This window comes from Sphingopyxis sp. SCN 67-31 (assembly GCF_001725095.1).
Genome location: NZ_MEFH01000020.1, coordinates 35,593 through 61,783 on the forward strand (window position 1 = coordinate 35,593; position 26,191 = coordinate 61,783).

Annotated in this window: 25 protein-coding genes and 1 pseudogene; 11 read left to right on the forward strand and 15 right to left on the reverse strand. The window is 64.3% G+C overall.

What is annotated here, in order from left to right; genetic code table 11:
• The first annotated feature begins 92 nt into the window (after positions 1–92).
• Together ABS88_RS04010 and ABS88_RS04015 are read left to right on the forward strand one after the other, a co-directional pair.
• Entirely contained in the window at positions 93–2,969 is a 2,877-nt protein-coding gene (locus ABS88_RS04010) for a TonB-dependent receptor domain-containing protein (RefSeq protein ID WP_286749131.1), read from the forward strand.
• Between the two features lie 14 nt (positions 2,970–2,983).
• Positions 2,984–4,918, forward strand: coding sequence for an Atxe2 family lasso peptide isopeptidase (locus ABS88_RS04015; protein WP_286749133.1), 1,935 nt, complete (start codon positions 2,984–2,986; stop codon positions 4,916–4,918).
• Between the two features lie 43 nt (positions 4,919–4,961).
• On the opposite strand, the gene ABS88_RS04020 is transcribed toward ABS88_RS04015, so the two are convergent.
• From ABS88_RS04020 to ABS88_RS04050, 8 genes and pseudogenes are all read right to left on the reverse strand, one after another.
• Complete coding sequence (locus ABS88_RS04020; protein ID WP_162928326.1) at positions 4,962–6,569, reverse strand: asparagine synthase-related protein; 1,608 nt, start codon at positions 6,567–6,569, stop codon at positions 4,962–4,964.
• An 89-nt stretch (positions 6,570–6,658) separates the two neighbouring features.
• Positions 6,659–7,309 carry a lasso peptide biosynthesis B2 protein gene (locus tag ABS88_RS04025; RefSeq protein WP_286749135.1) on the reverse strand — a complete coding sequence of 217 codons (651 nt, stop codon included), beginning with the start codon at positions 7,307–7,309 and terminating at the stop codon, positions 6,659–6,661.
• A 44-nt stretch (positions 7,310–7,353) separates the two neighbouring features.
• A complete protein-coding gene (locus ABS88_RS04030) occupies positions 7,354–7,488 on the reverse strand; it encodes a hypothetical protein (RefSeq protein ID WP_255266016.1) in 135 nt (44 codons plus the stop codon).
• Between the two features lie 101 nt (positions 7,489–7,589).
• On the reverse strand, positions 7,590–8,192 hold the full coding sequence (locus ABS88_RS04035) for a GntR family transcriptional regulator (protein ID WP_286749136.1): 603 nt from the start codon (positions 8,190–8,192) through the stop codon (positions 7,590–7,592).
• Between the two features lie 14 nt (positions 8,193–8,206).
• Positions 8,207–9,112 (reverse strand): phytanoyl-CoA dioxygenase family protein, encoded by a 906-nt coding sequence (locus ABS88_RS04040; protein WP_062770338.1) that lies wholly within the window; start codon positions 9,110–9,112, stop codon positions 8,207–8,209.
• A 10-nt stretch (positions 9,113–9,122) separates the two neighbouring features.
• The gene (locus ABS88_RS04045; protein WP_353745039.1) at positions 9,123–9,527 is read right to left on the reverse strand and encodes an acyl-homoserine-lactone synthase; all 405 of its coding nucleotides are present in this window, start codon (positions 9,525–9,527) and stop codon (positions 9,123–9,125) included.
• 65 nt (positions 9,528–9,592) lie between these two features.
• Positions 9,593–9,826 (reverse strand): annotated as a pseudogene (locus ABS88_RS25005) (hypothetical protein); the annotation flags it as partial.
• Positions 9,810–10,550: a LuxR family transcriptional regulator gene (locus tag ABS88_RS04050; RefSeq protein WP_062769491.1), complete on the reverse strand. Its 741-nt coding sequence runs from the start codon at positions 10,548–10,550 to the stop codon at positions 9,810–9,812. The gene ABS88_RS04050 and the pseudogene ABS88_RS25005, both read right to left, overlap by 17 nt.
• Before the next feature lie 346 nt (positions 10,551–10,896).
• Between ABS88_RS04050 and ABS88_RS04055 the strand changes: the two genes are divergently transcribed.
• The 5 genes from ABS88_RS04055 (at position 10,897) to ABS88_RS04075 (ending at position 14,250) form a co-directional block, all read left to right on the forward strand.
• Positions 10,897–11,415: a helix-turn-helix domain-containing protein gene (locus tag ABS88_RS04055; protein WP_062769488.1), complete on the forward strand. Its 519-nt coding sequence runs from the start codon at positions 10,897–10,899 to the stop codon at positions 11,413–11,415.
• A gap of 60 nt (positions 11,416–11,475) precedes the next feature.
• Positions 11,476–11,808, forward strand: a complete 333-nt coding sequence (locus tag ABS88_RS04060) for a hypothetical protein (protein WP_062769485.1) — start codon at positions 11,476–11,478, stop codon at positions 11,806–11,808.
• Positions 11,809–11,847: 39 nt separating this feature from the next.
• Positions 11,848–12,321 carry a hypothetical protein gene (locus ABS88_RS04065; RefSeq protein WP_062769482.1) on the forward strand — a complete coding sequence of 158 codons (474 nt, stop codon included), beginning with the start codon at positions 11,848–11,850 and terminating at the stop codon, positions 12,319–12,321.
• 92 nt (positions 12,322–12,413) lie between these two features.
• The gene (locus ABS88_RS04070) at positions 12,414–13,253 is read left to right on the forward strand and encodes a JAB domain-containing protein (protein ID WP_286749138.1); all 840 of its coding nucleotides are present in this window, start codon (positions 12,414–12,416) and stop codon (positions 13,251–13,253) included.
• Between the two features lie 235 nt (positions 13,254–13,488).
• The gene (locus ABS88_RS04075; RefSeq protein ID WP_062769479.1) at positions 13,489–14,250 is read left to right on the forward strand and encodes a DNA -binding domain-containing protein; all 762 of its coding nucleotides are present in this window, start codon (positions 13,489–13,491) and stop codon (positions 14,248–14,250) included.
• Positions 14,251–14,286: 36 nt separating this feature from the next.
• Here ABS88_RS04075 and ABS88_RS04080 read toward each other — a convergent pair whose 3' ends face one another.
• The 4 genes from ABS88_RS04080 to ABS88_RS04095 all read right to left on the reverse strand — a co-directional run bounded on the left by ABS88_RS04080 (position 14,287) and on the right by ABS88_RS04095 (position 20,201).
• A complete protein-coding gene (locus tag ABS88_RS04080) occupies positions 14,287–14,799 on the reverse strand; it encodes a lytic transglycosylase domain-containing protein (protein WP_062769476.1) in 513 nt (170 codons plus the stop codon).
• 121 nt (positions 14,800–14,920) lie between these two features.
• Complete coding sequence (gene mobF / locus ABS88_RS04085) at positions 14,921–17,857, reverse strand: MobF family relaxase (protein WP_062769515.1); 2,937 nt, start codon at positions 17,855–17,857, stop codon at positions 14,921–14,923.
• Positions 17,854–19,881, reverse strand: a complete 2,028-nt coding sequence (locus tag ABS88_RS04090; protein WP_082813374.1) for a type IV secretion system DNA-binding domain-containing protein — start codon at positions 19,879–19,881, stop codon at positions 17,854–17,856. The genes mobF and ABS88_RS04090 overlap by 4 nt, the downstream gene beginning before the upstream one ends.
• Positions 19,878–20,201, reverse strand: coding sequence for a YlcI/YnfO family protein (locus ABS88_RS04095; RefSeq protein ID WP_062769473.1), 324 nt, complete (start codon positions 20,199–20,201; stop codon positions 19,878–19,880). Before ABS88_RS04095 ends, ABS88_RS04090 begins: the two co-directional genes overlap by 4 nt.
• Before the next feature lie 481 nt (positions 20,202–20,682).
• On the opposite strand from ABS88_RS04095, the gene ABS88_RS04100 reads away from it, so the two are divergent.
• Positions 20,683–20,928: a hypothetical protein gene (locus tag ABS88_RS04100; RefSeq protein ID WP_286749139.1), complete on the forward strand. Its 246-nt coding sequence runs from the start codon at positions 20,683–20,685 to the stop codon at positions 20,926–20,928.
• Between the two features lie 193 nt (positions 20,929–21,121).
• Here ABS88_RS04100 and ABS88_RS04105 read toward each other — a convergent pair whose 3' ends face one another.
• The 3 genes from ABS88_RS04105 to ABS88_RS04115 form a co-directional block, all read right to left on the reverse strand.
• Positions 21,122–22,108, reverse strand: coding sequence for an SLOG family protein (locus tag ABS88_RS04105; protein WP_058804219.1), 987 nt, complete (start codon positions 22,106–22,108; stop codon positions 21,122–21,124).
• A 452-nt stretch (positions 22,109–22,560) separates the two neighbouring features.
• Positions 22,561–23,613, reverse strand: coding sequence for a DUF2493 domain-containing protein (locus ABS88_RS04110; protein WP_058804218.1), 1,053 nt, complete (start codon positions 23,611–23,613; stop codon positions 22,561–22,563).
• Between the two features lie 77 nt (positions 23,614–23,690).
• Entirely contained in the window at positions 23,691–24,158 is a 468-nt protein-coding gene (locus ABS88_RS04115) for a DUF736 domain-containing protein (RefSeq protein ID WP_058804217.1), read from the reverse strand.
• 1,034 nt (positions 24,159–25,192) lie between these two features.
• Here ABS88_RS04115 and ABS88_RS04120 point away from each other — a divergent pair.
• The 3 genes from ABS88_RS04120 to ABS88_RS04130 all read left to right on the forward strand — a co-directional run.
• A complete protein-coding gene (locus tag ABS88_RS04120) occupies positions 25,193–25,381 on the forward strand; it encodes a DUF6771 family protein (RefSeq protein ID WP_232003473.1) in 189 nt (62 codons plus the stop codon).
• 1 nt (position 25,382) lies between these two features.
• Positions 25,383–25,712, forward strand: coding sequence for a hypothetical protein (locus ABS88_RS04125; protein ID WP_058804215.1), 330 nt, complete (start codon positions 25,383–25,385; stop codon positions 25,710–25,712).
• A gap of 10 nt (positions 25,713–25,722) precedes the next feature.
• Positions 25,723–26,191 (forward strand): SOS response-associated peptidase family protein (locus ABS88_RS04130; protein ID WP_286749140.1); only part of this gene is annotated, 469 nt, incomplete at its 3' end.

Below are 26,191 nucleotides of genomic sequence, written 5' to 3' on the forward strand. Positions count from 1 at the left end.
AGACGGCCATCACGGCCGCGCGGGAGGGAAAGATGAGAGTGAGACTTCTGGCAGCTATCCTGGCTTCGACGGCTGCGACGATTGGGCTTCCAGTGCCCGCCGCCTCGGCTGAGACGGGCCAACAAAGCTATGACATCGCGCCGCAGGATCTGGCGGACGCTTTGCGGCAATATTCCGAACTTTCGGGCCGGGACGTCATCGCCAATTCGGACGTTGTCGCGCGCAAGAAAAGCGCCCGGGTCAGCGGCACCTTCAACGCCGATGCGGCCCTGGCGCAGCTTCTGGCCGGCACCGAACTGGTCGCCGAAAGCGTGGACGGAACGCTCGTTATCCGCGAGGGAAAGGGCGACAGGTTCGCCGAAAGCTCGGCAAATCGCGGGACCGCGCAGAGTGATGACGCGCAGATCATTGTCACCGGTACCCGCATTCGCGGAGCCGGCCCGGTCGGCTCGCCCGTGACGATCGTGGATCGCGATGCGCTTGACCGGAGCGGGCGCACGACGCTCGCCGACTATCTTCAAACCATCCCGCAGAATTTCTCGGGCGGCCCCAGTGAGGCCACATTTGGCGCGACCGCGCGAGGCAATGCGAACACAAATCTCAACTTCGGGTCGGGGATCAATTTGCGCGGTCTTGGCAGCGCCTCTACGCTCACCCTGTTCGACGGCGTTCGCCCGGCCATGGGCGGTGCCTGGGGTGCGTTTACCGATCTCTCCTTGATCCCCTCGTCCGCGATCGACCGTATCGAGATACTGACCGACGGGGCGTCGGCCATTTACGGTTCGGACGCGGTAGCAGGCGTCGTCAATCTTCGCTTCCGCAATCGCTTCGAAGGTGCGGAGACGCGCATGCGAGCCGGGACGGCGGACGGCGATTTCAGCGAGATGCAGATCGCCCAGCTGCTCGGCAAAAAATGGAACAGCGGTCACCTCGTACTCGCCGCCGAATATTACAGCCGCGGCAACCTGCCCGCAACGAAGCGGCGCTTCACCAGCGAAGATCTGCGCCCCGTAGGCGGCCCCGACCTTCGGTCGAATTTCGCCAATCCCGGGACGATCCTTGCCGCCAATGGTCGCGTTTTCGCAATTCCCCCTGGACAGGACGGGCGGGGCCTCACCGCGGCCGATCTGATCGAGGGGAGCTTCAATCGCGCCGACGCGCAGCGGCTCGTCGACATCCTGCCGCGCCAACGCAGCCTCAGCTTCTATGCCTCAGCCGAACAGGAGATCGGGGCGATCACCCTTTTTGCGCGGGGTCTCTATGCGGACAGGCGTTACCGTGTGAACCAGCGCCGGTTCGGACCCGTTCCCGTCACCGTCACGAGCGCCAATCCCTATTATGTCGATCCGATCGGCACCGGTCAGCCGATCACGGTATTCTACGACCCGTCGGCCGATTTCGGTCCCGAGGGCGCGCGCGGTAGAGCGCGCGCCCTCAACCTCTCAGGCGGGGCACGCGCCAATGTTGGCGACTGGTCGCTCGAGATCAGCGGCGGCTACGGCCTGCAGCGCGAGCGCGCCGACGACATCAATATCATCCACATCACGCGCCGCTCCGAGGCGCTCGTATTATCCGACCCGGCAACAGCGCTGAACGTGTTCGGAGACGGCGCGGTCAATGATCCGGCGCTTGTCGGCAGACTTCGCGGCGGCCTTGTCTCGCGGGTGCGCTCGCGAGTCTGGACGGCGGCTCTGCGCGCGGACGGCAGTTTGTTCGATCTTCCCGCCGGCACAGTGAAACTCGCCGCCGGCGCCGAGATTCGCGGCGAACGCCTCGACTATACGTCGGTCTTTGACCTCTTCGGTAACAGCACAACCACCTCGCGCCTGCCCGGGCTTCCGGGCAAGCGCACGGTTCGAGCCCTTTATGGCGAGTTGGTAATTCCCATCTTCGATGCAGGGACGAGCCTCCCGGGTGCGCTGCAGCTGTCGCTCGCCGGACGCCATGAGGATTATTCGGACGTCGGCAGCACGAGCAACCCCAAGCTGGGTCTGCGCTGGACGCCCGTTCGGGGCGTGGTGGTCCGGGCCTCCTATGGCCATTCCTTCAGGGCACCCTTCTTCACCGAACTGGTCGGCGCCGCCAATGCGACCTACCAGCCCGTCTATCTGCCCGATCCTCAATCGCCGACCGGCCAGACGCTGGCGCTCGCGCTACTTGGTTTCCGTCCCGACCTTGGCCCCGAGAAGGCGACGAGCTGGACGGCGGGCGTCGACCTCGAACCCGTCGCCCTGCCGGGGTTGAGGCTTTCAGCCACCTGGTTCGACATTGTCTATCGCGACCGTATCGCGAGCGCCTCCTTCGATATTTTCAACTTCCTCGCACGGCGGGATGTCTATGGCGAGCTTGTCGACGAGACGCCCGACCCGGCGGAGGTCGCTGCCTATTTCGCAAATCCGAACCTCAGAAATCCGCTCGGTGTCCAAGCTTCGGATATCGAGGTCATCGCCGATGCGCGAACTTTCAACCTGTCGCGGGTGACGATCCGCGGCCTGGATTTCGACGCTTCCTACCGCCATTCCATTCCGAATGGCGCGCTCACGCTTTCGCTGGGCGGATCTCGCCTGTTCAGCATCGACCAGCAGGTCACGCGCTCCGCGCCAGCGATCAACGCGGTCGGGACGCTTGGCAATCCCGTGAAGCTCCGCCTGCGCGGTCGCCTCGGCTTCGAGGCGGGGCCCTTCGACGGCGGGCTGTCGCTGCTCCATATGTCGGGTTATCGCAACCAGACCGCGACGCCTGCCGAAAAGGTGAAGAGCTGGACGACATTCGACCTCCAGCTCGGCGCGCGCATCGCTGGCGCTCCAGGTGGGCGAGCCTTCCGCCTGGCACTCAACGTCAACAATCTCTTCGATCGGGACCCGCCTTATGTCCTTTTCAGAACGGCGACCTCGGTACTCGGCTATGACCCCGAGCAGGCGAGCGCTGTAGGGCGAACGATCGCGCTGCAGGGGATCGTAACATGGTGATGCTGGCGGCGGCGATGGCCGCCGCCACGCCGCTCGTCACCGTCGAGGATATTGTGGCGACACGCGACATCAGCGGCGTCACCATATCGCCCGACGGCCGCTGGGCTGCCTATCGTGTGAGCGAGCCTTCGGTGGCCGAAAACCGCGTTGCACTTGGCTGGCATATCGTTGGGGTCAATGGCGGCGACCATCGCCGCGTCGCGGATGGAGGCGCGGCGAGGTTCAGCTTTGCCGGCACGCTGATCGAGAATGCGCCCATATGGGACGCGGATTCGAAAGGCTTCCACTTTCTTGCGATGCAGGACGGCGCGGTCGGCGTGTGGTCGTGGCGCATGGGCGGCAAGGCCCGGCTCGCGATTTCCGATCCTGCCGACATCGTCGATTTCCGGATGGCGGACGATGGTCGCCGCATCATCTATCATGTCGGGGCGACACGAGCCCAAATCGCGGCGGCGGAAAAGCGGGCCTATGATGAGGGGGTGCTCGTTGATCCAACGGTCGATGTCATGCAGCCGTTCGCCGGGGGCGCGATCGTCGACGGGAAGCGCGTCATGCAGCGGCTGCGGGGAGGATGGTTTGAACGCGTGCGCCTCCTCGCGGACACGCCGCCGACGGAAAAATCGGCGATGGTGTGGGGATCGGCCCAGCCCGACTCTCCCGTGCCGCAGACCTCTGCGATCGGGCAACATGTCGTCGCCGGCGACAGCGCGGAGGCCAGAATCGTTCGCGATGGAGGCAAAACCCGCGTCGACGTGTTGCAGCCGGGCCATCCGCCCCTCGAATGCGCTATCGCTGCCTGTGCATCACCCAGGCTCCGCGCGCTTGGCTGGCGCCCCGACGGCAAGGCGCTTTTGCTCTTCGAGGCCAGTCCGGGATCCGAAGAGACAATTTCGTTGTGGCGTCTGAATGGCGAAGCGCCTGAACGGCTCGCGGTCACCGACGGGGCGCCCTTCTCGCCCTTCAATCCCGATCGCTGCGCGATTGGACCCGCCTTCCTTGTCTGCGCCGAAGCCTCAGGCGTCTCGCCGCCGAGGCTTGTTCGCGTCGATTATAGCAGCGGGGCCCGGAAACTCCTGGTCGACCCCAATGCGGACCTGCGGCGCAAGATCGCCACAAAGGCCACGCCCATGTCCTGGTCGATCGCCAGTGGGCAAAAGTTCAGCGGTTTCCTGCTTCGTCCAGCGCACGCTGCGCCGCCCTTCCCGCTCGTGATCCAATATTATCATTGCGACGGTTTCTTGAAGGGCGGCGTCGGCGACGAGATCCCGATGCTGCCCCTCGCGGACTCCGGGATAGCGGTTCTCTGTATCCGAAAGGCTCAGGGCAAATTCTCCAACGCTGAGGAAGAATATGACCTGGCGCTTTCGGGCATCTCCGCCGCAATCGATACGCTCGCCGCAGACGGCATCGTCGATCCACGGCATGTCGGTATTGGCGGCCTCAGTTTCGGATCGCAGGTCGCCCTCTGGGCCATCCGCAAGTCGGATCGCTTCGCCGCCGCGATGCTCTCGTCGGCGCAGTTCGAACCCCATTTCTATTGGGCCACTGCGTTGCCCGGCAGCGGTATGCCCGACACGCTGGCGAACCGATGGGGCCTCGGCGATCCCGACACCGATCCCGAAGGCTGGAACCGGCTTTCCGCGACAAGCGACGCCGCCGGCCTCGACACCCCTCTCCTGATGCAACTACCCGAAGCCGAGGCTCGCCTTGTCATCGAGTTTCACACGCGCCTCAAACGGGCCGGAAAGCCCGCCGAGCTCTTCGTGTTCGCCGACGAGCCTCACATCAAGACCCAGCCGGTGCATCAATTTGCGGTCAATGCGCGCAACCTCGACTGGTATCGCTTCTGGCTGGCCGATTTCGAGGATCCGAACCCTCAAAAGCAGGATCGATATGCGCGTTGGCGCGAATTGCGCGCGGGACATCCCTTGCAACGTCCCGCGCCATAGGTTCGTGCCGGGCGTCCGTTCCCCGGCGGACATCCGGCACGGGCTATTGGCCGCCAGCCGTCGGTGCCCCTGCAACCGAACGCGCCCATCTTTCCATGTCGACGAGTTGCAATATGCGAACATAGTCATTGTCGAGCGCGCCAGCAGGACGCGCGGTCGCGGCGCCAATCGCGTCACAATCAATGATACCCAGCGCCGCCAGCAGTCCCTCCTGCAAAAAGTCGCGCAGATGTGCGCGGTTTCGATCATAGGCCGGCACAAACAGGGATTCGAGTCCGCCCTTCGTTCGGCGCTGTAAAACAAGCGCCGGAAGATCGCCCGCAAACGCCTTGCGCGCTAGTGAGCGATCGTGCCCGCCCGCCGACCATTGCCAGACCGGGACGCCAAGGCCGTATTCGACCAATGGTTGCGAAAGCAGCGGCGCGATCACGGGCACATGAAAAGCGCGGTCATAACCGTCGAGAAAGGGCAGGATGCGCATCAGCATGCCCACATAGGCGCGCTGTCCGTCGCTGGCGGCGGACGCATCGGCAAACCAGGGATGTTCTGGCACCGTCGAAGCATGACGGCTAGCCAGGAACCGCTCATCGCGAGGCCAGGGCGGAGGCCGCTTCAGAAGGCGCCTGATAGCGAAGCGCCATGCTTCGAGCATATGGGTGTTAGTGAGGCGCCCAAGGTCGGAGGCCGCTCGCCAGGCCGCGCCGAGCCCGGCAAAGCGCAGCGCGTCGACTACGGGAGCTGCGGAAATGATATAGCCGAAGAGATTATCGCCGCCGACGCCGGTGAATATCGCGCCCGCACCATAGCCCTCGGCTGCTTCGCATAACCGGATATCGCTCTCGTCGATCAGGCCGAAGCCGCCGGGCCTGACGCGCGGTTCGCCGAGGGCAGCAAGCGGGTCCGGTGGGGCCGCATTCAGCAATATTTCGAGAAGCGCTATGTCGGCGTGATCGGCGACCGCATGGGCGTATCGGCGTTCGTCCCCATCAGGACGCCGCGTCACAAGCGTCACCGCGCGCCACGTCGCACGCGTCCGCGCGAGCGAGGCGGCGACGATCGAGGAATCAAGCCCGCCCGAGAGCTCGAGCTGGACGCGCTCGAACCGCGTCGACCATGCGCCGACCGCTGACATGACGTGTCGGCGGAGCTCGTCGAGCGACGCCTCGACTGGTGGACGCACGGTGAAGGACCATGGCGACCAGGCTTGGCGAACGACCGCGGGCGAACCCATCATGAGTGTTTCGCCGGCGAGAAGCTCGCGCACCATGGCGATCCCGGTTGCCGGACCGCGCAAGATAGGGAAGCGAAGCTGGGCATCGATCGCGGCGGGATCGAGCCTGTCGAGGGAAAGGCCCATCGCCTTGCCAATCTCGAGGTGCGAAAATGCGCAGGCGCCGTCTTCGGCGAAAAAGAGCGCTGGTCCCGTCACCGGCGATCGCAGGACATGGACATCGCCCGCCGGCTCCTTCCAGGCCAGAAGATAATTGCCCCACAAATGTTTGACGGCCCATTCAGCGCCGCGCGCTTCGATTTCACGGGCTTCGTCATCACCGAGCTCATCGCAGGCGCGATTGTCCGAGCGGCGGAACGCCCAGCCAAACAGAAGCGTGTTACCCTTCTTCGAAAACGCTACCGCCGCGTCGCTCAGCAACCGGACATGGGCCAGTCGCGCGACCTCGCGGAGGCTCCCACGGGGTTCAGAATGCGACGCAGCGCGCGCTTCGAAGGCGATGCGCAAAGTCACAGCCTGAAGACCGGTGAGAAACTGAGCACATTCGCCAGCGGATCGGACAACAGATAGTCTTCGGCCTGCACCCAGCAATGCGCGGCGAAAGGATCGAGGCGAACGCCGAAATAGAGGTCGGCGTCGAGGCCCTTTCGCCAGAGGAGGCGCATCAGGGCGAGCGAGTCCGGAACGCAGCTTCGCTGGATCGGGACGTCGGCACGTCGAAGAGCGAAGGCGCGCGCGTGGTCCGCAGTTTCGATCGAAAACTGCCGCCCGACATCCACCGGGCGAGCCCGGCGCCATGCCGCGATACTGCGCTTGATGCCCAATATCCGCAGGCTGGCGCTCGCCTCCAGTTGCGCGCGCAGCGCATGGTGAAATGGAAGATGGGCTGACACACGGGCTTCCGCCTCGAGGACACTTGAGCCGGGCAGCGCAGCCTCCACCGGTTCGAAACCGTTGCTGCCTTCGACCAGCAGCGACCGCCCGCCGGGCCGGGGAAGGCGACGAATTGTGCCTGCATCAATGGTCCCGGCGATCAGGTCCCGCAGAGCCTGGGCGGCCTCGGCCTTGATCAGAAAATAGCGGTTGATGTCGAGGTCGAGCAAAACGGCGCGTTCGCCGATGAAGCCAAAGGAAAGCCCGGGTCGAAGCTGATATGTCATGAGAATGTGGAGGGCGCGGCGATGTGCCGCGCCCTCCCCGGCCTTCAGTCAGCCAGGATGGCCGGAACGAGCCGTTCGAAGCCGCCGATTTCGGCGACGTAGATGAGCGAGCCGCGCGTCTCGATGCTCGCGACGCCCAGTTCCTCGATGCCGTCTTCGACAATGTCATTGCGGTCCATGGGACTCTCCTTCGTCAATGCCGCGGAATTGCGACACGGCCAAGGCTATGCTCCCTCGTTCAAATAGGAATTTTATACGGCTCATATGGGTCGAATATATTCTAGAGCGACTCTTCGCGCGGCCTGAGTTCCGCCACGACGCGGCCCGCGAGAAGGATACGGCGGCGATGGAAACGTGTGATTTTGCTGCGCAAGGCGCTCCAGCGCCCGAAACGAAAATCATCGTCCATCGCGATGATCGCCGCGTCGCTCCGCCGGTCGACGCGTACTTCGGCGGCCCGAAACACATGGCAGCGTTCGATCAAACTCACCGTCGCAAATCGAAGTTCTCGATTAGAGTTGGTCCAGGCGATCGCCCGAAACAGCGCCGCAACCCGCTCGGGATAATCGCCGGCGCCTGAGTCGCTGAACGATCTCTGCGGAATGTGGGGGTCGGGCGGCTGCCCCTCGAGCGCCAGCGCCAGAAGCGACGCGCCCCAGGCATAAAGGTCGTGGAGGTCGGCTTCGGCCAGTATCGGTTGCCGAAACCCTTCGTGACGCCAGGCTTCGAGCAGCCTTTCGCCCGAAAGCCGGTAGAGGGCGTCGCGGACCGGCGTCGGGCTGACGCCAAGCACCCTCGCAAGTTGCGCGGGTTCGAGCCGCTCCCCCGGCGCGAAGTCGCCGCGCATCACCTTCGCCTTGAGCTCGGCATAGACGAGTTCCATCGTCGCGCCGGGACTCATGATCTCGTCCCCGAGGCGACCGCTTGCTGGGACGCGACATGCTGCGCGAGCATGGCGGCTTGATCGGGCCGAAGGGCATCGACCGCCGCGCGCGCGTCCTCGGGGTCGGCATCGAAGAGGACCGACGGGCATTGACCCTCGAAATTGCCGAGATTGGGCCGGTGCTGGACATAGCCGACGAGTTCGGAGATCTCCCTTGGAAAGGATCGCGCGATATGCGGAGGATAGGCCAGCCATTGATTCTCATAGGGCTTGAGCCATCCAAGACAGTAGCTGACAATGATCCCCCGCCGGACAGCTTTGCTATGGTTTGCGCCGGCTCCGTGCAGCGTCGACCCGAGGAAAACGATCGCATCGCCGGGTTCGGCCTCAGCGATGATGGGCGCCTCCCTTGGCTCTTCCACCAGCGCTTCGAGCCCATGGCTGCGCGGCCAGATGATCGTTCCGCCATTTTCTGCAGTGAACGAGGTCAGCGGCCACATGACGTTGACGAGATATTCGACCTCGCCGAGCGCGCCTTGCCACATATCCTGATCGCGATGCGGGAACTGGGCGAGCGCGCCGGGATGAAGCTCGATCGCCTGCGCTAGGTTGAGCTGAATGCGCTCGCACCAATTGCCAAGCGCGATCTCGGCCAATTCGAGTATCGCGCGGTTCATGACGAGGTCCGCCATGTGCGGCGAGCGAATGAGCAGGCGTCCGAAGCGCTTGGTCCTCGCGCCGTAGAAGCCGCCTTCACAGAAGGGTGTGGCAGCATAACGCGAATCGAGGTCGACATTGATACGGCCGAGCAATGACGGTGGCGCGGCGCCCCGGATGATCGCGAAGCCATTGGACATGAGGTCACGGGCCGCGGGCGAGCCTCGACGGTTTATTCCGTATGATGCTGGATTGATGATCATCGCGCCCTCCTCAAGCGGCACGCGCGGCGGGGGCCGCAGCGGACTTGACGGCGATGCCCGCTGCGGCGAGCTTCGCCACCGTGGAGCGATCGATATCGATGCGAAGCGCCACAAGCGCCTGTCCCTGGTGGAGGACCGGCTCGCCAAGCGCGTGGCAATCCCAGCCGAAAGTCTGAATCTGCCGGAACCAGGTATGTTCGGCGACGCCAGTGTAGGTGTGGATGTCGTTCGCGAGGGCATGTTTGGCGAGACCCACGAGGAGCACGTCGCGCGCGATCCGGCGCTGCCGCGCGCCGATCCCCGGCGAGAGACAGAAGCGGGTGATTTCGAAGATGGCTGGCCCCTGAGGGATGGGGCCGGTGACGAGAAAGGGAAAGAGCGCATCGAGCAGCGCGGGCCGCGTGGTTGGCAGCAGACGTGCCGAAGCGAGCCCGCCTCGTCGGTGACGATCAGATAGGTGGCATGGATATCGTCAAAATGATCGACTTCATATTGATCCGCGAGGGCCGGAATGTCCCATTTCAGAAGATCGATGAAGACGCGTTTGCGCGCCGCGAACATCGAACGAAGCGCGATATGTTCGCGGTCCCGGCTATCCTGGTCGATGGTGAGAAGCATGAGATTGTCCCCTTGTTTGAAAAGAGACAATTCAGATGAACCGGGAAATGCGGCCGTGCCATAACACAAAGGGGGGGTGTCAGCCTCGGGCGACATCCCCGAAACAGATCGCGCTGTCGAACAGGGCGCGAATGGCGAGCGCTATCCGCGTCGGCGCGTCATAGGCTGCCCGCGCATTGCGCAAATGCTCGCGCACCGTCTCCTCGCTAATATCGAGCAGCTGCGCGATGACCGAATTGGATTTGCCGCGCGCCGCCCACATCAGACATTCGATCTGCCGATCGGTAAGCTGCGGCCGCTCATCGAGCGAGACGGGATCGCCGAGCCGGCGCGCGGCTTCGAAGACGAACGCCCCGAGGCTTTGCGCAAAGACAAGCGCTTCGGGCGGCATCGATCCGCTATCGGTCCATGCAAAGGATACAGAGCCATGCGCCTCCCCCGGCAAATGCACAGGGACCGTCAGTCCGTCGGCGATGTTGTGACGGCGGGCGCGTTCCAGCACCTCGGCATCTTGAGGTCGCGGCCGATGGAGCGTCATATCGCGCCAGCGAAAACCCGATGTTCGGCGATGACTGAAGCGGTGCACGGGATCCGAGACGCCGAGGCGATTCTCGTCGAACCAATGCGCAAAGCCTTCAGGATAGTTGTGGAGACGGATGCCCTTGTCGGGAGCCGCGAGAAAATCGACATGGTGGCTGATCGCAAACCAGGCGCAGCCCATATGCGAGCAAATCTCGCGGAGGATATCGACGAGCGCGTCCTCGCTATCGACCGCCATGATGTCGTCTTCAAGTTGCCGCGCGGCCTCGATTGTGCGCATTCCGACCCATTGGCGGCACCGGCAGCGTCCTCAAGCCTGACTGCCGGGTGAAGCCCCTGTTTCAGTGCTGCCCCCCAGCCCTCTCAAGCAGGCGAAAGTCCAGCCATGACGCCTGCCGTTGGTCCACCAGCAGCGCGGAACAGGGGCGACGCTATCGGCGGCGCCATATGTTTCAAATATATTCGTCAGTTAGAACCAGATTGGGGATTGTTTCGAAGTCGAAGCACACCGACAATCAAAGGTCACCGCCCGGTCACGGGCAATATCTGTTCGAGGATGGGCTTAATGAAGAAGCCAAATTTCAAAAGCGGCTTGCCTCAATATACAGTGTCACGAAACTGACGGGATGGATGGGGCGCAGGAACCTGACGCAGCCGAAGCAAGGCTCTGGGCGCTGCTCACCGACAAGCAGCGCCTGTGCCTCGACCTCGTGCTACAGCGCAAGACGTCGAAGCAGATCGCCCGCGAGCTCGGCATTTCGCGGTACACGGTCGATCAGCGGATATCGGCTGCGCGCAAGACGCTCGCCGCCATCAATCGTGACGATACCGCCATCCGCTATGCCCGGCTGAAGAGCATATGCGATCGGATCGCATATGATCCGGTAGAGCTTCCCATCATGCCCTCCCTCGCGCCATCCGATTTCCCGGACGGCGATCCGGACCATTATCTCGATGTCCGCGAGGGCAAAGGGGCGATGGCCGGATTATCGGGCGAACGCCCACCGTCCGGGACGATCTGGAGGCATGACCATGCACCGACTGCCAAGGCTACAATCATCGCCATCATGCTCATGGTGGTGGTGTTCGCCCTGCTCGGCGGGCTCGGTATTGCAGAGGCGCTGACGCGGCTCATGTCCGGCTAAATCCCTTCATCTTGCCCTACAGCAACAGCCGGAAGCCCTGCTTCTGGCAAAGGAGAAGTCATGTCCGAACATCTCATATCCATTGCCACCAGCTTGCAGCAGCAATTGCCGTCAGCCGAAATCCGGATCGACGATGCCCTCATCGCCGTATCGTCGCTCATGGCGAGCGTGGTCACGGCGCGGCGTGATACCGAAGGCGTGCCGCCCGCCAAGGGGCAGGCGACGATCCAGCGCCTTGCGAAAGCGCAGATGGCACTGATCGACGCCGGCGGCGATGTGCTGCGCGTCCATGGCGAACTGGTCGCCATCGGCCAGGAAACGGCGGGTTATGACCTGCACGAGGAATGCCCGAAGCGGGCAGCCGTCCACCGGCTGCATGCGGTCGCAACGTAAGAATTTGACCGGGGGCCGCGAGAGTGAAACAGATGCGAAATGCGTGTCGCGATCTTCGCCCTGTTCCTGCTCGCGGCTCTTGGCTACGCCGCCTGGCGGGGTGGCGGCCCCGAACGGGTGATGGCGGGGATCGCGGCGACGATGGTCGGATCGGACCTTCTGCTGCACCAGTTCGTTGCGCCCGAATATGCGGTTCTCGACTTCGGGCATTTGCTCATCGATGGTTTCGGCGCCTCCGCGACATTGCTGCTCGCACTTTTCGCCTATCGTTTTTGGCCGATGATCGCGGCCGTTCTCCACATATTGCCGCTGCTGGCCCATTCCAGCCGCGCCCTCAATCTCGCGATGGATCCGGCGGCCTATATGGTCATGCAGGTAGCGGCCTCCTGGGCGGTTCCCCCTCTCCTGTTGTTCGCAACCTGGCGGCACCAAAGACGGCTTCGCACCAACGCCAATTATCCGTCCTGGCACAGCTCATCGCAGCGATTTCTCCGGAAGACAGCGAAGACCTAGCGCGCGCGCTTCTCGAAGAGTTTCACAGCCTCGAGAGGATCTGGGCCCAAACGCCCGAAGCCCTGGCCCGCATTCTCGGCGACCACGCAGCGGTGATCGACCTGCTCCTCTGCACGCGGCGCGCGATGCTCGCATCGATGCGCGGCAGGCTCTATTCGAGGCGGATCGATCCGGACGATGCGAAACTCGGAGACTATCTCATCGCATCCATGGGGTCGCTCGCCGACGAACATCTGCGCATCCTGTTCCTCGATGGGTCGCGCCATCTTATTGCCGATGAATGCCTGCAAAGCGGCAGCCTCGCCCATTTGGCGCTCTATCCGAGGGTCATCTTCCGCCGCGCGCTCGAACTCAATGCCGCCGCGATTCTGCTCGTCCACAATCATCCGAGCGGAAATCCGCATCCGAGCGACGAGGACATCGAAGCAACGCGCCGCCTCGCGGATATCGGACATGCTCTCGATATCCGGCTGTCGGGTCATATTGTCGTGACCGCAAACCAGACATCACGGATAATCGTCGATGATACGGCCCGACGCGGCACCTTCTCCTTCACCCTGAAGAGCCCCGATACCGCCGCCGATCGGCGGGCCAAGGCAGAGCTCGTGCTGACCAACGCGCGCATCACGCAGCGTCGCCGCTTTCTGCGCCGACAACTTATTGGCGCCGAATGTCTTTTCGTCGAGCCTGCCTGGGACATGCTGCTCGACCTGTTCATCCACCAGTGCGAAGGCCGGGTGCTCCATCTATATCCCATGTGCGTCGCATCGGGCATCCCGATGAGCAGCGCGCTACGACTCGCCCAAAAGCTCTGCGAAGCAGGCATATTACGGCGGCAGCCCGATACCTTCGACGGGCGACGGAGCATCATGACGATCGAGCTCGAGATTATGCATCGACTCAGCGCCTATTTTGCGGAAGGTGCCGAATAGCCGGCTAGCCCTGCTCCCGGCGCCGCATGTGCGCGCCGGAGACCCGCAAGCCCGGACAATGCAGGTTCGGGTCCGCGGAGGTAAAGCAGCGTTGCAACCACCTCGCCTGGCGCAACCGGAACGTGCCGCACGGCACGACATCACCACTCGCCAAGCTTCCGGAATCTGAGGGATATCGACAAGGGCCAGAACGACGCTTCATGAAAATATTCCGAATATATTCCGGCTATTTTGCATGAACAGCGGTCCGCCTGCAGCCGATTGGCAGGTGGCCAGTGAATATTCGGCGCTTATGCTGTGCGACCGCCGCGCCTTCGCGTGGGAATGGCTGCGGCGAACACCCCGGTATCGCCGCCTATGGGCGGCCCGGGACCGGCTCCCGATCGATGCACCGATAAGGGTCGGTCTGCTTGCCTGGATCGACCCCGCCATTTCCGCACCCGAAGCTCGCCCCATCTGGTCGCCTGACGTCGACCCCAAAGTTCTCCAGACGCGCGCCGGACGCCGCGCGCCTGGTCCCGGCGATAATTTCGATGTCCTCGCGCTCGCCGACTATGTCTCGATCTCGGTCGATCAGGCGAACAGAGAACATTGGCTCATTTCGGACGGTCGCTGGCTGATCCGGCTTATGCACCATGATGGCACCTTGCTCGGCCGATCCACTCTTCTCGTGCATGAGATCGAAGGCGTGGATTCAGCGGCCCCAAAGATCGCGGCGTTGCAACAGTTTCTGGCATTGACGGCGCGCGGCGAAATGCCGGCGTCGCTGCGTCCGCGCGAAAGCCGGGCCGCGCGCTGGATACTCGAGCTACGAACCGCCGATGCGCTGGCCGCGGGCGCATCGCAGAAGAGAATCGCCGAGGTCCTGTTCGGTGAGAGTGTCACGGCGCGTCGTTGGCGAATTGAAAGTGCATCCTACCGCTCGCGCGTCCAGCGGCTAGTGAAGGCCGCGCAGCAGTATCTCGCCGACCCATTCAGCGGGCCGTGGTTCCGCTGAGCCACCCAAGCGCGGGTCATCTCCGCAATATCGGTGTCACCATATCGATCGTCCAAAGCGCCGCCGTAAATGGACTGCGACGCTGTTTGCATATCGCGCCTGCCTCCACCCCGTTGGACTATGATAGACGCCGACCGCTTTCCAATAATCGCCTGTGACGGCCAGCCCGGACAGAAATATCCAGCGCGCGGCCTCGGCGTTGAAGCAGGCATCGTTCTGCAACCATGATCGGACATGATCCTCGGGACGTCCGACGAGTTTGGCGATTTTCGGAACCCACCAGCTGTTGACCTGAAGGGGTCCGAGATCATGTGTGCCATTGCTGTTGGCGACCGCGGCGCCGATCCAGCCGCCCTCCTGATCGCGGAGTCCCCACAGGGTGCGCTCAAGCCAGGCCCTGCCTTTTGAGGCCTTGCGAATGCAGGTGGCGAGTTCGACTTCCTGCTGCGCGTCCGGAGGCTTGGCCGATGCCGTGCTTGCGTACCCGGCAAAGGTTGAAGCCGCGACAATGATGGTCAGCAAACGGCAGACAATAGGGAATTTCATCATGGGGCTCGTCGCTCCGACAATAAAAGGGTGTCGATGTCGATGGGTTCGAACGCCATCGGTCCGACGTGACTTCCGCTCGCTGATCCGCAGTCTTCGTGGTCCGGTCCGGGACCATCGGATTTCATCGATCATGGCCTCCGCGATCGGGTTCCTGGTGGCGCCGCTGTTCGGGTACCGGCTCGGGTGCCGCTTGCTTGCCCGCACCCAATAGCCCGTGCAGATAGTCATCGAATTGGCCTGCCGCACGGTGGGCGCGCCCGGCAAGCCGTTCGGCGAGGCTGGCCGGACGGAACATCTCCGCCCAAGCGCGTTCTCGGTCCGCCCGCCGCTGCGCGCGCTCAGTTCGTGACTGCAACATTGCAGCGCGCTCGCGTTCGATTGCGCCCGGGTGGCGCAGGCTCCGTATTCGGTGGCTGTCGCGCGCGAGGCGCCCCAGCCCCTCCAGCGCCGATGTCTTCTCGCCCGAGTTCGCCTCGAGCTTCCGGACGAGGCGCTCGGGATCCTCGGTCCAGAGCTTGACGCCGAAGCGCGCGCGCGTGATCGCGGTGTAATAATTCTGGGCATTGACGAGGCCCGATCCGAGCGGCGCCAGCACATAGGCGCGGTCGTAGGTTTTCGACTGCGCCGAATAGACGGTCTCGGCATAGCCATGATCCCAGGTGCGATGGAGCGCTAAATCAATAGCTTGCGGCTCGGCCTTGCGATCCCAACGGATTGTCGCGACCGAGCCGTCGATCCGCTCCACGGTCCCACGTTCCGCATTTTTAAGATCGAGCTCCTTCGCTGCCAGGCGCCACTGGATGCGGTCGCCCGCTGCCACGTCGCGTGTGTCCTCCAGAAAGACGGCGACCTCGGATGCCCGTCCCAGCCTCGGGTTCCAGAGAAGCTGACCGCCATTCTCGCCCGCCAGCCGTACCCATTGGCGACCCTTGCTATCGGGCTCGATGCCGGCGACGCGATATTCATGGTCCTTGGCAATTCCGCGCGCTGCGTCATCGCGCGCAAACCGGACGACCTGCCCGCACGAATAGAAGCGGGCGAAGCGTTTCTCCTCGTTGGTCATGCCCGACGATGTGAGGACGGAGTGCCGCAGATCCTCAAGCCCAATTGCGCCTTCCCGTTTCAGCACCTCGCGAATCCGGCTGTTGACGATCAGCCGCGTCGCATTGTCGAGAACGAGAATGTTGGTCGTCTCGCGGGTGCCGGGTTTGAGCCGCGTCCATTCGCCAACCAACGATTCCGCAAGCTTGTCGGCGCGCTGGCCGCTAACCACCTTGTCGAGCGCATCGAGCGACGCGGCATAATCGCCGCGCCGCGCGTTTGCGACGGCAGCCTTCATCGACTTGGTTTCCTGCCGAACCGCGACCTTCAGCCGCGCTGTCGGAAGACCGAGCTGCTGCATGAGCCAGGCGGGTTTTCCCTGCTCGATCGCCCCGGTCTGCTTGTTGTCGCCGAGCAAGATGACGCGGGCGCCCGTGTCGCGGCTGATTTGCAGCACGCGGAGCGCCTGCCGGCTGCCGAGCTGGCCAGCCTCGTCGAGGACGAGCACATGGCGGTCGGTAACGTCATGACCGCCGCCGGCAAGCAGCGCCGCGACGGTTCGCGATTCAATGTCGGCATCGGCGCCGAGCTTGCCCGCTGCCGACGAGGTGGGCGCCAAACCGACGAACGTCCAATCGGGATCGGCGGCCGCCTTCAATTGCTGGACCAGCGTCGATTTGCCCGAGCCCGCAACCCCATCGACGCTGACGACCCGGTCACTCGACAATGCGAGCCAGCTTAGCACCTTGCGCTGATCGTCATTGAGGATGCTGCCCCGAAGCGATCCCTCGATCCGTTCTGGTGAAGCTAAGGGTATAGTGTCGTCGAGACTGAGCGAGATCTGGCCCGAAAGCGCGATCTCGAGGCGCGCGGTACGGCGCGAGGTCCGTCCGCGCGTCAGTACGCCGTCGCCCGTTTGCTCCCTGGTCCGCAGCAGCTTGAACCTTTCTTCATGCGCTTCGAAGAGGGGCCGGACATCTTCGAGCCGCACCTCGCCGACATGCGAGGCGAGCCCGGTCCGAATGAGCCGCCCGAGATTGTTGACGGCCTCGCGCGTCTCGGACTGGCGAAGTCCGTAAAGCGATGCCCGGCTCGCGGTCGCCCGATCGACGCCTATTTCCCGTTCGCCGCGCTCGTCCGCGCGGCTGCGAATTGCGTCGAGAGTTGGAGCGTGCGCCGCGGACCGCACCGACCATTGGCTATGAAGGCCTTCGAGCCCGACCTTCTGCTTCGCGCGGCGGGTTTCGAAGAAGGATCTCGTGCGTGCCGCCTGCCCCTCGAGGCCATGATCCTTGGCGTGGGCGTCGATCTGTTCGGCGCGCCGCGACATGTCGGCGATCATGTCCTGCGGTACGCCGCGTATCTCGAAGAGCCCCCGCCGCGGGTCGAAGTCGATATCATATCCGAGTCCGCGCAGGCGATGCGCGAGATCGTTGCGGTAGATTTGCCCGGCGGTCATCTGCTCGGCGAACATGGCGCGGGTTTCGAGGCTGACCATTTGTTCATCCCCCGCGTGCCGGGTCATGTTGAGAATGACGACATGGGTGTGGAGATGGGGGTCGAGCTCGCGGGAGGCATGTTCGGTGAAGCGCGCGTAGAGAAGCTGGCGGGTCGTCTCGTGGACGATGTCGCCGTTCATGCGGCGGCGAAGCGCGGCATCTTCCTCGATCCAGCCGATCGCAGTACCCACCGCTTTCTCATGGGCTGCAACGATACGCTCGTCGCCCGCGACCAGCGCCATGATCGACACCGATTTCGGCGCGTTGACCGAGAAGTCCCAGCCGGGATGATGCTCGATGGTGCCATGGCGGCGACGGCCGAGATGCTGCTCGCCGACCTTGCCGGCGAGCAGCATCTCGAGCGCCCCGCGCTCGACCGCACCTTCGAGCCCGAGTTCGGTAGCGATCCGCCCGCCCCATGCCGAGGGCTCGTTCCCTCCCTTCGTATAATAGTCGCCGATGGTGTAATAGCGGGCGACATTAGCGGGCGTGCCCCCGAGGCGGCGCGGATGGATCATGCCGGATTCGCGGGACTGCGGCGGCCGCCCGGGCGACCGTGCTGGCGAAGCGAGTGCGTCCACGGCGTGGCGATGATCTCGAGGCGTGCAATCGGCGCATCGGGGTCATGTCCCCCGATACCACCGGCAGGATCGATCGGCGCCTTTCCGTCGCCTTTGTCGCCATCGCCAGCGGTGGCGACCGGACCCAGAGGAAGTTCGGGCGCCGCCGAACCGGCGGCCTGTTTCGGCGGGCGCTTGCGCGTGGCAGGCGGTTTGGATGGAGCAGCGGGAGCAGGCAGCGAAGGGGTCGACACGGTGCGCAGCGGGGGATCGCTCCGCTCGATGAAAGCCTCCGCGGAGGACGGCGTCCGGTTGTAGCGATCGTCGAACCGGATCACCGGCAAGCCGCGGCCGAAGCGCAAGAAGCCTGCAAGGTTCGGCAGGTTCGTGACCTCGGTGTGGAGGACGAGCGGCCGCGTCACCTGGATGCGCGAGAGATTGACCCCGTCGCGCATATCATTGACGCCGTAGCTCATCCCCTCATTGGCTTCGACCTGCTCGACCTGTCCCAGATTCTTCGAGACGAGATCGGCGGTGTCGCCGTCGTTCCCCCGGAGTGCGACCCAGGTCGAGCAATAGCCGGTCACGGCGGCGGCTTCCTCCTGGCCATAGGTTGCTTTCAGCTGCGGATAGGACTGGAACCCCAAAATGCCGCAGCCGCCATATTTGCGGGCGCGGGCGAGAAAATCCGAAAGCGAGGGCAGTTTCTGGAGGCTCGGCAGCTCGTCGATCACGCAATAGAGGCGCCGGGCCTGATCGGGTTCAAGGCTCATGATCGCGCTGATCGCAATGTCGAGCCAGACGGTGATCAGGGGGCGGAGCGACGGAAGCTGGTCGGCCTTGACGGTGATGAAAAGCCAGCTGTCATCCCCCTCGGTGGTCACCCAGTCGCGGATCGAGAGACCATCGTCGGTATCGTCGAGATAGGCGAAGCTGCGCATTACCGAGGCAAGCTCGGCCTGCACCCCCGCCGAGGTCCGCTCGCCTTCCGACGACACAAAGGCCGCCGCATCGGTCCCCGCGACATAGGCGCCGAGGGTCTTCAGCGGCGAACGCACGATGGTCTCGAGGAGCGCCGAGACATAGGTGCGCTTCTCGGCCGCGAGCTTGCGCATGACTGCGACCAGAGTCCCGCGCGCGGCCTTCGACCAGAAGGGGTCGCCATGCTTGTCCGGGATCATCGATTCCGCGATCTGGTCATAATGATAGTCGCGCGGGACATCGACCCAGGGCGACCAGATGGCGGTTCGCTTGTCGAGCGGATTGAGGAGGATGTCCTTCCCGGGCCGGTAGAATTTCTCGACGAAGGTGCCGGCGGTATCATAGACGATCGCGCGCCGGCCCGAGGCGCGGATGCCGGCGAGCATCTTGACGATCATGTTGGTCTTGCCCGTGCCGGGAGCCCCGCAGATCAATATATGTTCGGGCTCGAAAGCAAGCGGAACCTTGACGCCGCCGATCGCGAAACTCCCCTTGCGTTCGCGCCAGAGCGCGCGGCGGATTTGCCAGACGGACCCGAAGCGCGCGCCGCGCAGATATTCGTTCGAACCGAGTCCACGCCCCATCCGGGTAAAATAGAACCAGGCGACGAGGAGCGCGCCGAGCGCGAAGAAACCGGAGAGGATCGCCCCGGTGATGATGTCGCTCTCGAGCGTTTTCAGCGCTTCCTTCATGATCGGCGCGCCGATGAGCAGGTCGGCCGAGGTCCAATATTCACGCCCCTCGGGGCTGCGGAACAGCACCGGGTCGGTGGTCCCTCGCGCCGTATCGGACTTGAACAGGGCCTCGGCATATTTGAGGAGAAGGTAGCGCTGATAATCGCCCGACTTTTCGAGCGCGTACCAGATGGCGCCGATGATCCAGATCGCGGTTCCCGCCATCACGGTCTGGAAGAAGACCTGGGTGGTCATGCGGACATTGTGGACGATAGCTTGGCCGCCGCGCGTCCAGCTTCCGAGGGTGTCGTTGCGAAAGATGCTCATGACATCCGCCCTCCCCCCTGGCGAGCAAGCGCATCGCCGGTCGGCAGCCCCCGTTCGCGGAGCAGCCGGTGGGTGTCCTCCATCCCCTTGGCGAGCGCCCGGGGGTCGCGCGCACCAACGTCCGACGCGAGGATCGCGAGTATCTGGATGACGGTCGAATGAAGTTCATCGAAGCGGGCGTGGAAACCGAAGGGATCGGCGCCATTGAGCTGTTCGAGTGCCTCGCGGATATAAGCGGACGGGGTCATGCCCGCCGCGTCCGCCGAGGCGAGCAGACGATCATAGAGAGCGTCGTCGAGCCGGAGAGATAATTTTGCCAAAGTGATGCTCCAAAAAAGTGGAGCCTTTGGACATGAGGTTGTGAAGCGGCTCGACTATAGCCGCAAAGCTCCAATATTCCAATGGCCTAATGCGTCCGACGCGTCGGGCAGAAGATGGCGCTATGGATCAAGGGGTTAGCGGCGCTGTCGGACAAAGTCCGCCGGTCTTGTCCGACATGTCCGACATATGACGCCCAACGAGGATCTCGCGAATTCGCGCGAAAATCCTCGATTTTGCGGGCCAGAGCGCGGCGCAGCACCCGTGCGTAGGGTGCATTACAAACGCCAACGGCGTGCGTCCGCCCACCGCAGCGACCATGTCGCTGCGCAGCCTCGTGCCGGAAGGCGCGCGGGCTCCCCCGCCAGGGGGATTTCTTCCTTCCCGGCGGCCCGCCGGGCATATTCTCGGGAGACTTGATTCATGGCGTATCCATTCGATAGGAAAGTGCGTGGCGGGCAGACCATCGAAAGGAAGATGGACATGCCCAAGAAGAGTGAACGCGAGCGCCTCGCCGACCTCGAAGCGCGCCAGCGCAAGGTCGCAGACGATGTCGAAAATGCCCGCCGCGCGCTGCGCGGCAAATATGCCGCGATCGTGCCCGAGCTCCCTGTCGAGACGCTCACCGAGCGTGAATTTCGGGAGATCGTCGATCTTGCGATCCGTGCTGGAGGGACCGCATCTGTCGCGGCGCTCAAGCCCCTGCCGGAGATAGCCCCAAACAAGTGACGCCCATCCCGAAGGGATGGTCCCTGCGACGAGCACGGCGGAGCCGCGCGCAGGAGGCCGGTGCGCCGCACCGCATCGCCGCCCGACGGGACCGGGCGCTCCCGCGTCCGGTTCCCTGAGGGTGGCGACAGGACGCTCGACATAAAAAAGGGGATCGGTCCGAGCTTGCGCCCGAACCGATCCCCTCGCCTTTCTATGCTCGCACCCGTTCGCGCGGCATATCGTGATGCGGGAGCAGCACCGGGTCTACCCCCGCCGCCCGCAGCACCCGCACGAGCTGCGCCTGCACCCCGGTACCCTCGGCGACCACGGCACCCACCGGCTGCAACCGCGCGATCTGGTCGTTGCGGACGAACCCCGCCCGGTTCCCCCAGCGCGCCTTGTCGATCCCCAGCGCGACCAGCGGCGTCTTCGTTCTTGCTGCCCACGCCGCGGCGATGGCATCGGCGCCCCTGTCCTGCGCGGTGGTCAGCAGCACCATGTCGGGGCGCGCCGCTTTCATCTCCTCAAGCGCCTTGTAGATCGGGCGATGGTCGGCCCAGCGAGCGCCCCCGGAGAAGACCACCAGCGGCCCCGCCGGAAAATGCTGCGCGAGGCGGCGCTGGCGGCGCGCGGCGAGATAATCGGTCCCCGCGATAACCGACGCGGTGCGCTTCGACGATACCAGCGTCGCTTTCGGCGCCGACCACGGACGCCCCGTTTCGGCATGGAAGATGTCCGCTGCATGATCGCGCATGCAGGCTATGGCATCGCTCGCTTCATCGAGCGATTCCAGGAGTTGCTGCTGTTCCTCAAGTTCGACGCCGTGGATCTCGCTGCCGTCGGCCGAGCGCAGCAACTCGCGCACCTCCTGCGCCGCCCGGTCGGACTGTCCGGCGAACTGTCCTGCGACGCGGTGGAAGCTGTGGACGATCCCCCATGCGATCCGTTCGGCCGCGCTTTCGATGCGCGTGTCGCGCAGCACGTCGAACACGGTCGTGATCATCAGTTCGACGGCAAGCTGCACCTGCATCGCATCGGGCATATCGCACGTCAGTTCCTCCTCGCTTTTCCCAAGCTTGCTGCGTTCGAGATCGGTGTCGAAGGCGGCGCTGAAGCTGTCGTTCGCCTCTCCCGTCTCCTCGGCAATAAGTGCGGCGATTTCCGAAAAATCCCTTATGCTGCGTTTGAACGTCGTCATATTGACCTCCTCTAGATTGAGAGGTCATTCCCCCTGCACGGGCGCCGAGCATCGGGGTCAAGGATCGGGCGAAGCCCGACCGCGAAGCGGCGGTGGGGGTCACGATTTTCTCTGGCGGCCACCGCACATGGAAGGAAGAAGCCCCGCGCCCGACCCGCCAGGGAAAATGGGGGGGCCCCGCCGTCCTTGAGGCCGATGCGGTCCCGTGCCACGATAAGAAGACTTGAGAGAGAGGAAGAGGTTTGCGGAGCGGGGGCTCGATGCCCCCGATCCGCAAAGGCTCCCGTTCTTGTACGGCGCGATATGCGAGCACGGCGGTGTGGCTGGTTCGGCGCAGCCTGGGCGGTCAGGACGTGCGGCAAATCCCCTGCAGCAAAAAGAAAAGCCGGCGCGCTTCAGCGCACCGGCTCAGGGAGATCAAAGTGACGGTCGGGCCTATGGCCCGGCCGATGTCAGGCGGCGGCGAACATCGGATCGCCGCGCGCCGCTTTCATCGCGCCATGCGCGGTGGGGCGGCGGACGGCGCTCTCCTTCTCAGGCGCCTGGTCCGTCTTGCGGAAGGCGTGGATCGGGACATTGGCCTGTCGCAGCGTCTGGTAGAGATTGGCCTGCAATCCCGACCCCTCGCAAACCACCGCTTCGACGGGACGAAGTTCGGCGAGCTTTCGGTTGCGGGTGAAGGCGGTCTTACGCCCGGTCCCGTAGAGGCCGAAGGCCACGACGGGTACGCGGGTTTCGGATCGCCCCGCCCACGCTGCAGCGATCGCGTCGGCGCCCTTGCGCTGCCCGGTCGTCACCAGCGTCATATGGGGCACGCGGGCGCGGATCTCGTCGAGCCGCCGCCAAAGCATCTCCCAGTCGTGCCATTGCGCGGGGCCGGAGAAGACGACGACCGGCCCCTGCGGCAGGTAGCGCTCGCGCGCATCGAGTGCCCGTTCGCGCAGGAAGTCCTGCGCCGCGATCTGGCTCGCAGTCGAGGCCGAGGATGCACGCGATCCGCGCGCGGGCGACCAGGGCCAGCCCGACTGGGTGCGATACATTTCGGCGGCATAGTCACGCATGCATTCGATCGCCGCGCGCTGTTCGGCAGTCGATTGGCACAGGAGCTGCTTTTCCTCGAGCTCGCTGTTGAACACCTCGCTCATGTCCATGCGCCGGACCATCTCGCCAACCTCGGCCGCGAGAGCATCCTCGCGGCGCTCGAGTTTCCCGGCGACGAAGTGGAAGCTGTTCACGAACCCCCACGCGATCTCGGCGGAAAGCGGCGCGAGCCTCGTGTCGTTGAAAAGGTCGAAGATCGTCGCGATGATCCCGCCGCATTCGGCCTGCGCCGCGAAGGGTTCGGGCATGTCATGCTCGCCCGGCTCGTCACCGGGTTCGATGATCGAAAGCGGGATGGGATCGCCGAACGATGCCTGGAATTCGGGCGTGGCGATCTGTTCGGCGTAGAGGGCACGAAGGTCTGCAAAGCTGTCAACACTTTGCGCGGAAGAATGAGCGACCATGTTCGGTCTCCTTGGATCGGGCAAGAAAAGAGCCGGGAAGCGCAGCTGCGCCTCCCGGCCCGGTTGCGGCGCCTTCGTCAGCCGAAGGGCACCTCGTCGTCGAGGTCGGCGCCGGCGCCCATCAGCGCGCCGTTCGAGCCCGCCGTGCTCTCGCCGAAGCCGCGGTCCTGCGGCTGCTCGTCATAGCTGCGCGTGCTCGCGCCGAAACCGCCGCCGAACTCGGCACGGACGGTCTCGCGGCGCCACGCGATGGTGTAGCCGCCGTCTTCGGACGGAAACAGCGCCACCGGCAGCGGTTCGGGGAGGCTCGGGTCGTCGATATTGCCCGCGAGGAAAACCTCGCCGGTCTTCTTCGACGCCGCTTCCCACAGCGCCCCGACCTGCACCCAGCGCCGGGCGACGTTGAGCGCCAGCACCTCGTAAACGGGTGCCCGCGGGTTCATGCTCTCGACCTTGCGCAGACCGATGCGCGGGAGGTCGATCGTGCGGGTCGCGATCGAGCCAGTCAGACGATCATTCACATTCCTGATTTCACCGATATTCATGACACTTACTTTCGAATGTCGCGCGCGAACCATTTCCCGGCGACACTCTTCCCGATCCTTCTCTCCTCTGTGGCGCCGCGCCCTCGGCCCACGCCGCTGCCCGCATGCGCGCGCTCACCTCGCCGCCCGCGCCGTGGCGTGCGGAGGCCGAAAGCCGATCACTGCGTCACTGAGAGGACTGGCTGGGTCAGCGGAAAGAAGGGGAGCGATATAGGGGAGGTGGCCTCCCGAACTGACGGGCAGCAATGTCATGAGATAGCAGTGGCGACGTCAGCTCTGCGTGCACCACGCCGCATGGATGCGCGGCGCCCTCACCCCGTCACCCGCCTCGCGTGACCAATGCGGCTCGCGGGCTCTCCGCGCTGCCACGTCGGGTTAATGCGTGGCTTCTGACCGTTGGATATGGCGGTCAGGTAGTTTGTAGGCGCGCACTCGCCGAAGCGAATATTCCGAGCGCAGCCCCGGGTGGCCTTAGCCCCTGAAAATGACGGCACCCCGCGCCCGGAAAACCGGGGTCTGGACGCGGAGCGCCGCCCAGATACGGCCGGGCGGGTCGCGTGCCCGGCCGACTGTTATCGGAATGATGAGACCGGTCCCTTTATCGGCACCAGAGGCCCCTCCGCCGACGCGGCCGCCGTTAGGGAAACCTCGCCATTCTCAAAAACAAAACTTTCCTGCAGCCGGGATAGTTTGTCTTTTCCGTACAAGGTTTGCCAATCTGGAGTAATCTTTCCTCTCTATAATTCGGCGTCACTGACCCGGCGCAAAGCACGATCGACCAGCGTGCGCCCCGCACAGCCAAGCTTAACACAGGGTATCCCTGGGCTCCAAAGATACCCGCTTTGGCGTTTCGGGCCGATTGCTATTGGGCGGCTTCTTGGAAAATGCCGAAATGGGCGGACGCCCGGACGGCCGAGCCCGTCCGTTCGGCTTGCGCCGGGGCCGCTTGCGTGGCGGCGGCATCGCGAAGACGGGCCCACGCGCGCGTACCGCAGCTTGCTCATTTGTTCTTTTTATGTTCTCATTGATCCATGATGAGAATCGACCCTGACCGAGTCGCACGCGCACTCCTGGACGCCCCAGGATGGGCGCGCGTCGGCCTCACCGCGCCAACGGAAATCATACGCGAAGCGGCCGCGCAGGAACTGGCGCTGACGATCGCGCGCATCCACGGTGAGACCACGGCCGCCGCCGACGCCGATCAGCTGGTGCTGGCGCTGTGACGTGCAGCATACGAAATCGGGCATTCCGCGGGCCACGCACATTTTCGAGGCGGCCATCTGGCATTATGCGGTGCAGCCCGTTTGCCGCTGCGGTCATCACGCCAAGTTCGATGCGGGACTGCTTTGGTACCGCTTTCACCGCAAAGGCTGGGACGATAATCTTCGCAAGGCGTGCCGCCATTTCTGGTGCCGGCAATGCGCCTGGAGTTCCGGCCGCCGCGTCGAACCGCTCCGCCTCGAAGTGGTCAATTGGGACAAGGACGCGATCTGCATCAAGGAGCGGGTCGACGAACGCGAATGGAAGCGCGCGATCCGCCGCTACCGGAGCTAGGAGCTAGACGATGGAGAGAGATTTCGACGACGTCCTGCAGGGTGTCGGCAAAGGCGGGCACCGGATCATGATCTGGGATGGCCAGGAAGAACGCCAGATCGAGGCGCATTGGGGCCTCCGGTCGCGCGACCCCGAGATCGGACAGATCCCGCTGCTCAAGTCCGAAACCGCGCGGATCGAAAGCCCCTGCCTCATCCTCGCCAACGAGTTCGGCATCAAGCGCGACGGCAAGACGCTCTATGCGGCAAGCCTCGTCACCGACATCCCCTTCTTCTGCATTGCCGGGGTCTGGCAGCGAGGGACGCGCGACTATCCCGATGCCTTCGCGGCGTTGACCGTCCCCGCCTATCCGGACCTTGCGCCGCACAAGGACCGCCATGTGGCGGTCGTCGATCCCGACGATTGGTTCGACTGGATGCAACAGGAGCGCCCGCCGCTGGACATCTTGCGCCCCTTCCCCGAAGGTAGCTTCACGATCA

Coding starts and splice junctions, on each gene's coding strand:
- ABS88_RS04050 (WP_062769491.1), bottom strand. CDS start 10,550: ATGCGCACAATCGAGGCCGCGCGGCAACTTGAAGACGACATCATGGCG.
- ABS88_RS04030 (WP_255266016.1), bottom strand. CDS start 7,488: ATGGACCGCAATGACATTGTCGAAGACGGCATCGAGGAACTGGGCGTC.
- ABS88_RS04080 (WP_062769476.1), bottom strand. CDS start 14,799: ATGATGAAATTCCCTATTGTCTGCCGTTTGCTGACCATCATTGTCGCG.
- ABS88_RS04065 (WP_062769482.1), top strand. CDS start 11,848: ATGCGTGTCGCGATCTTCGCCCTGTTCCTGCTCGCGGCTCTTGGCTAC.
- ABS88_RS04025 (WP_286749135.1), bottom strand. CDS start 7,309: ATGACATATCAGCTTCGACCCGGGCTTTCCTTTGGCTTCATCGGCGAA.
- ABS88_RS04015 (WP_286749133.1), top strand. CDS start 2,984: ATGGCCGCCGCCACGCCGCTCGTCACCGTCGAGGATATTGTGGCGACA.
- ABS88_RS04105 (WP_058804219.1), bottom strand. CDS start 22,108: ATGACGACGTTCAAACGCAGCATAAGGGATTTTTCGGAAATCGCCGCA.
- ABS88_RS04055 (WP_062769488.1), top strand. CDS start 10,897: ATGGATGGGGCGCAGGAACCTGACGCAGCCGAAGCAAGGCTCTGGGCG.
- ABS88_RS04075 (WP_062769479.1), top strand. CDS start 13,489: ATGAACAGCGGTCCGCCTGCAGCCGATTGGCAGGTGGCCAGTGAATAT.
- ABS88_RS04110 (WP_058804218.1), bottom strand. CDS start 23,613: ATGGTCGCTCATTCTTCCGCGCAAAGTGTTGACAGCTTTGCAGACCTT.
- ABS88_RS04100 (WP_286749139.1), top strand. CDS start 20,683: ATGCCCAAGAAGAGTGAACGCGAGCGCCTCGCCGACCTCGAAGCGCGC.
- ABS88_RS04120 (WP_232003473.1), top strand. CDS start 25,193: ATGAGAATCGACCCTGACCGAGTCGCACGCGCACTCCTGGACGCCCCA.
- ABS88_RS04115 (WP_058804217.1), bottom strand. CDS start 24,158: ATGAATATCGGTGAAATCAGGAATGTGAATGATCGTCTGACTGGCTCG.
- ABS88_RS04040 (WP_062770338.1), bottom strand. CDS start 9,112: ATGATCATCAATCCAGCATCATACGGAATAAACCGTCGAGGCTCGCCC.
- ABS88_RS04035 (WP_286749136.1), bottom strand. CDS start 8,192: ATGGAACTCGTCTATGCCGAGCTCAAGGCGAAGGTGATGCGCGGCGAC.
- mobF (WP_062769515.1), bottom strand. CDS start 17,857: ATGATCCATCCGCGCCGCCTCGGGGGCACGCCCGCTAATGTCGCCCGC.
- ABS88_RS04060 (WP_062769485.1), top strand. CDS start 11,476: ATGTCCGAACATCTCATATCCATTGCCACCAGCTTGCAGCAGCAATTG.
- ABS88_RS04090 (WP_082813374.1), bottom strand. CDS start 19,881: ATGAGCATCTTTCGCAACGACACCCTCGGAAGCTGGACGCGCGGCGGC.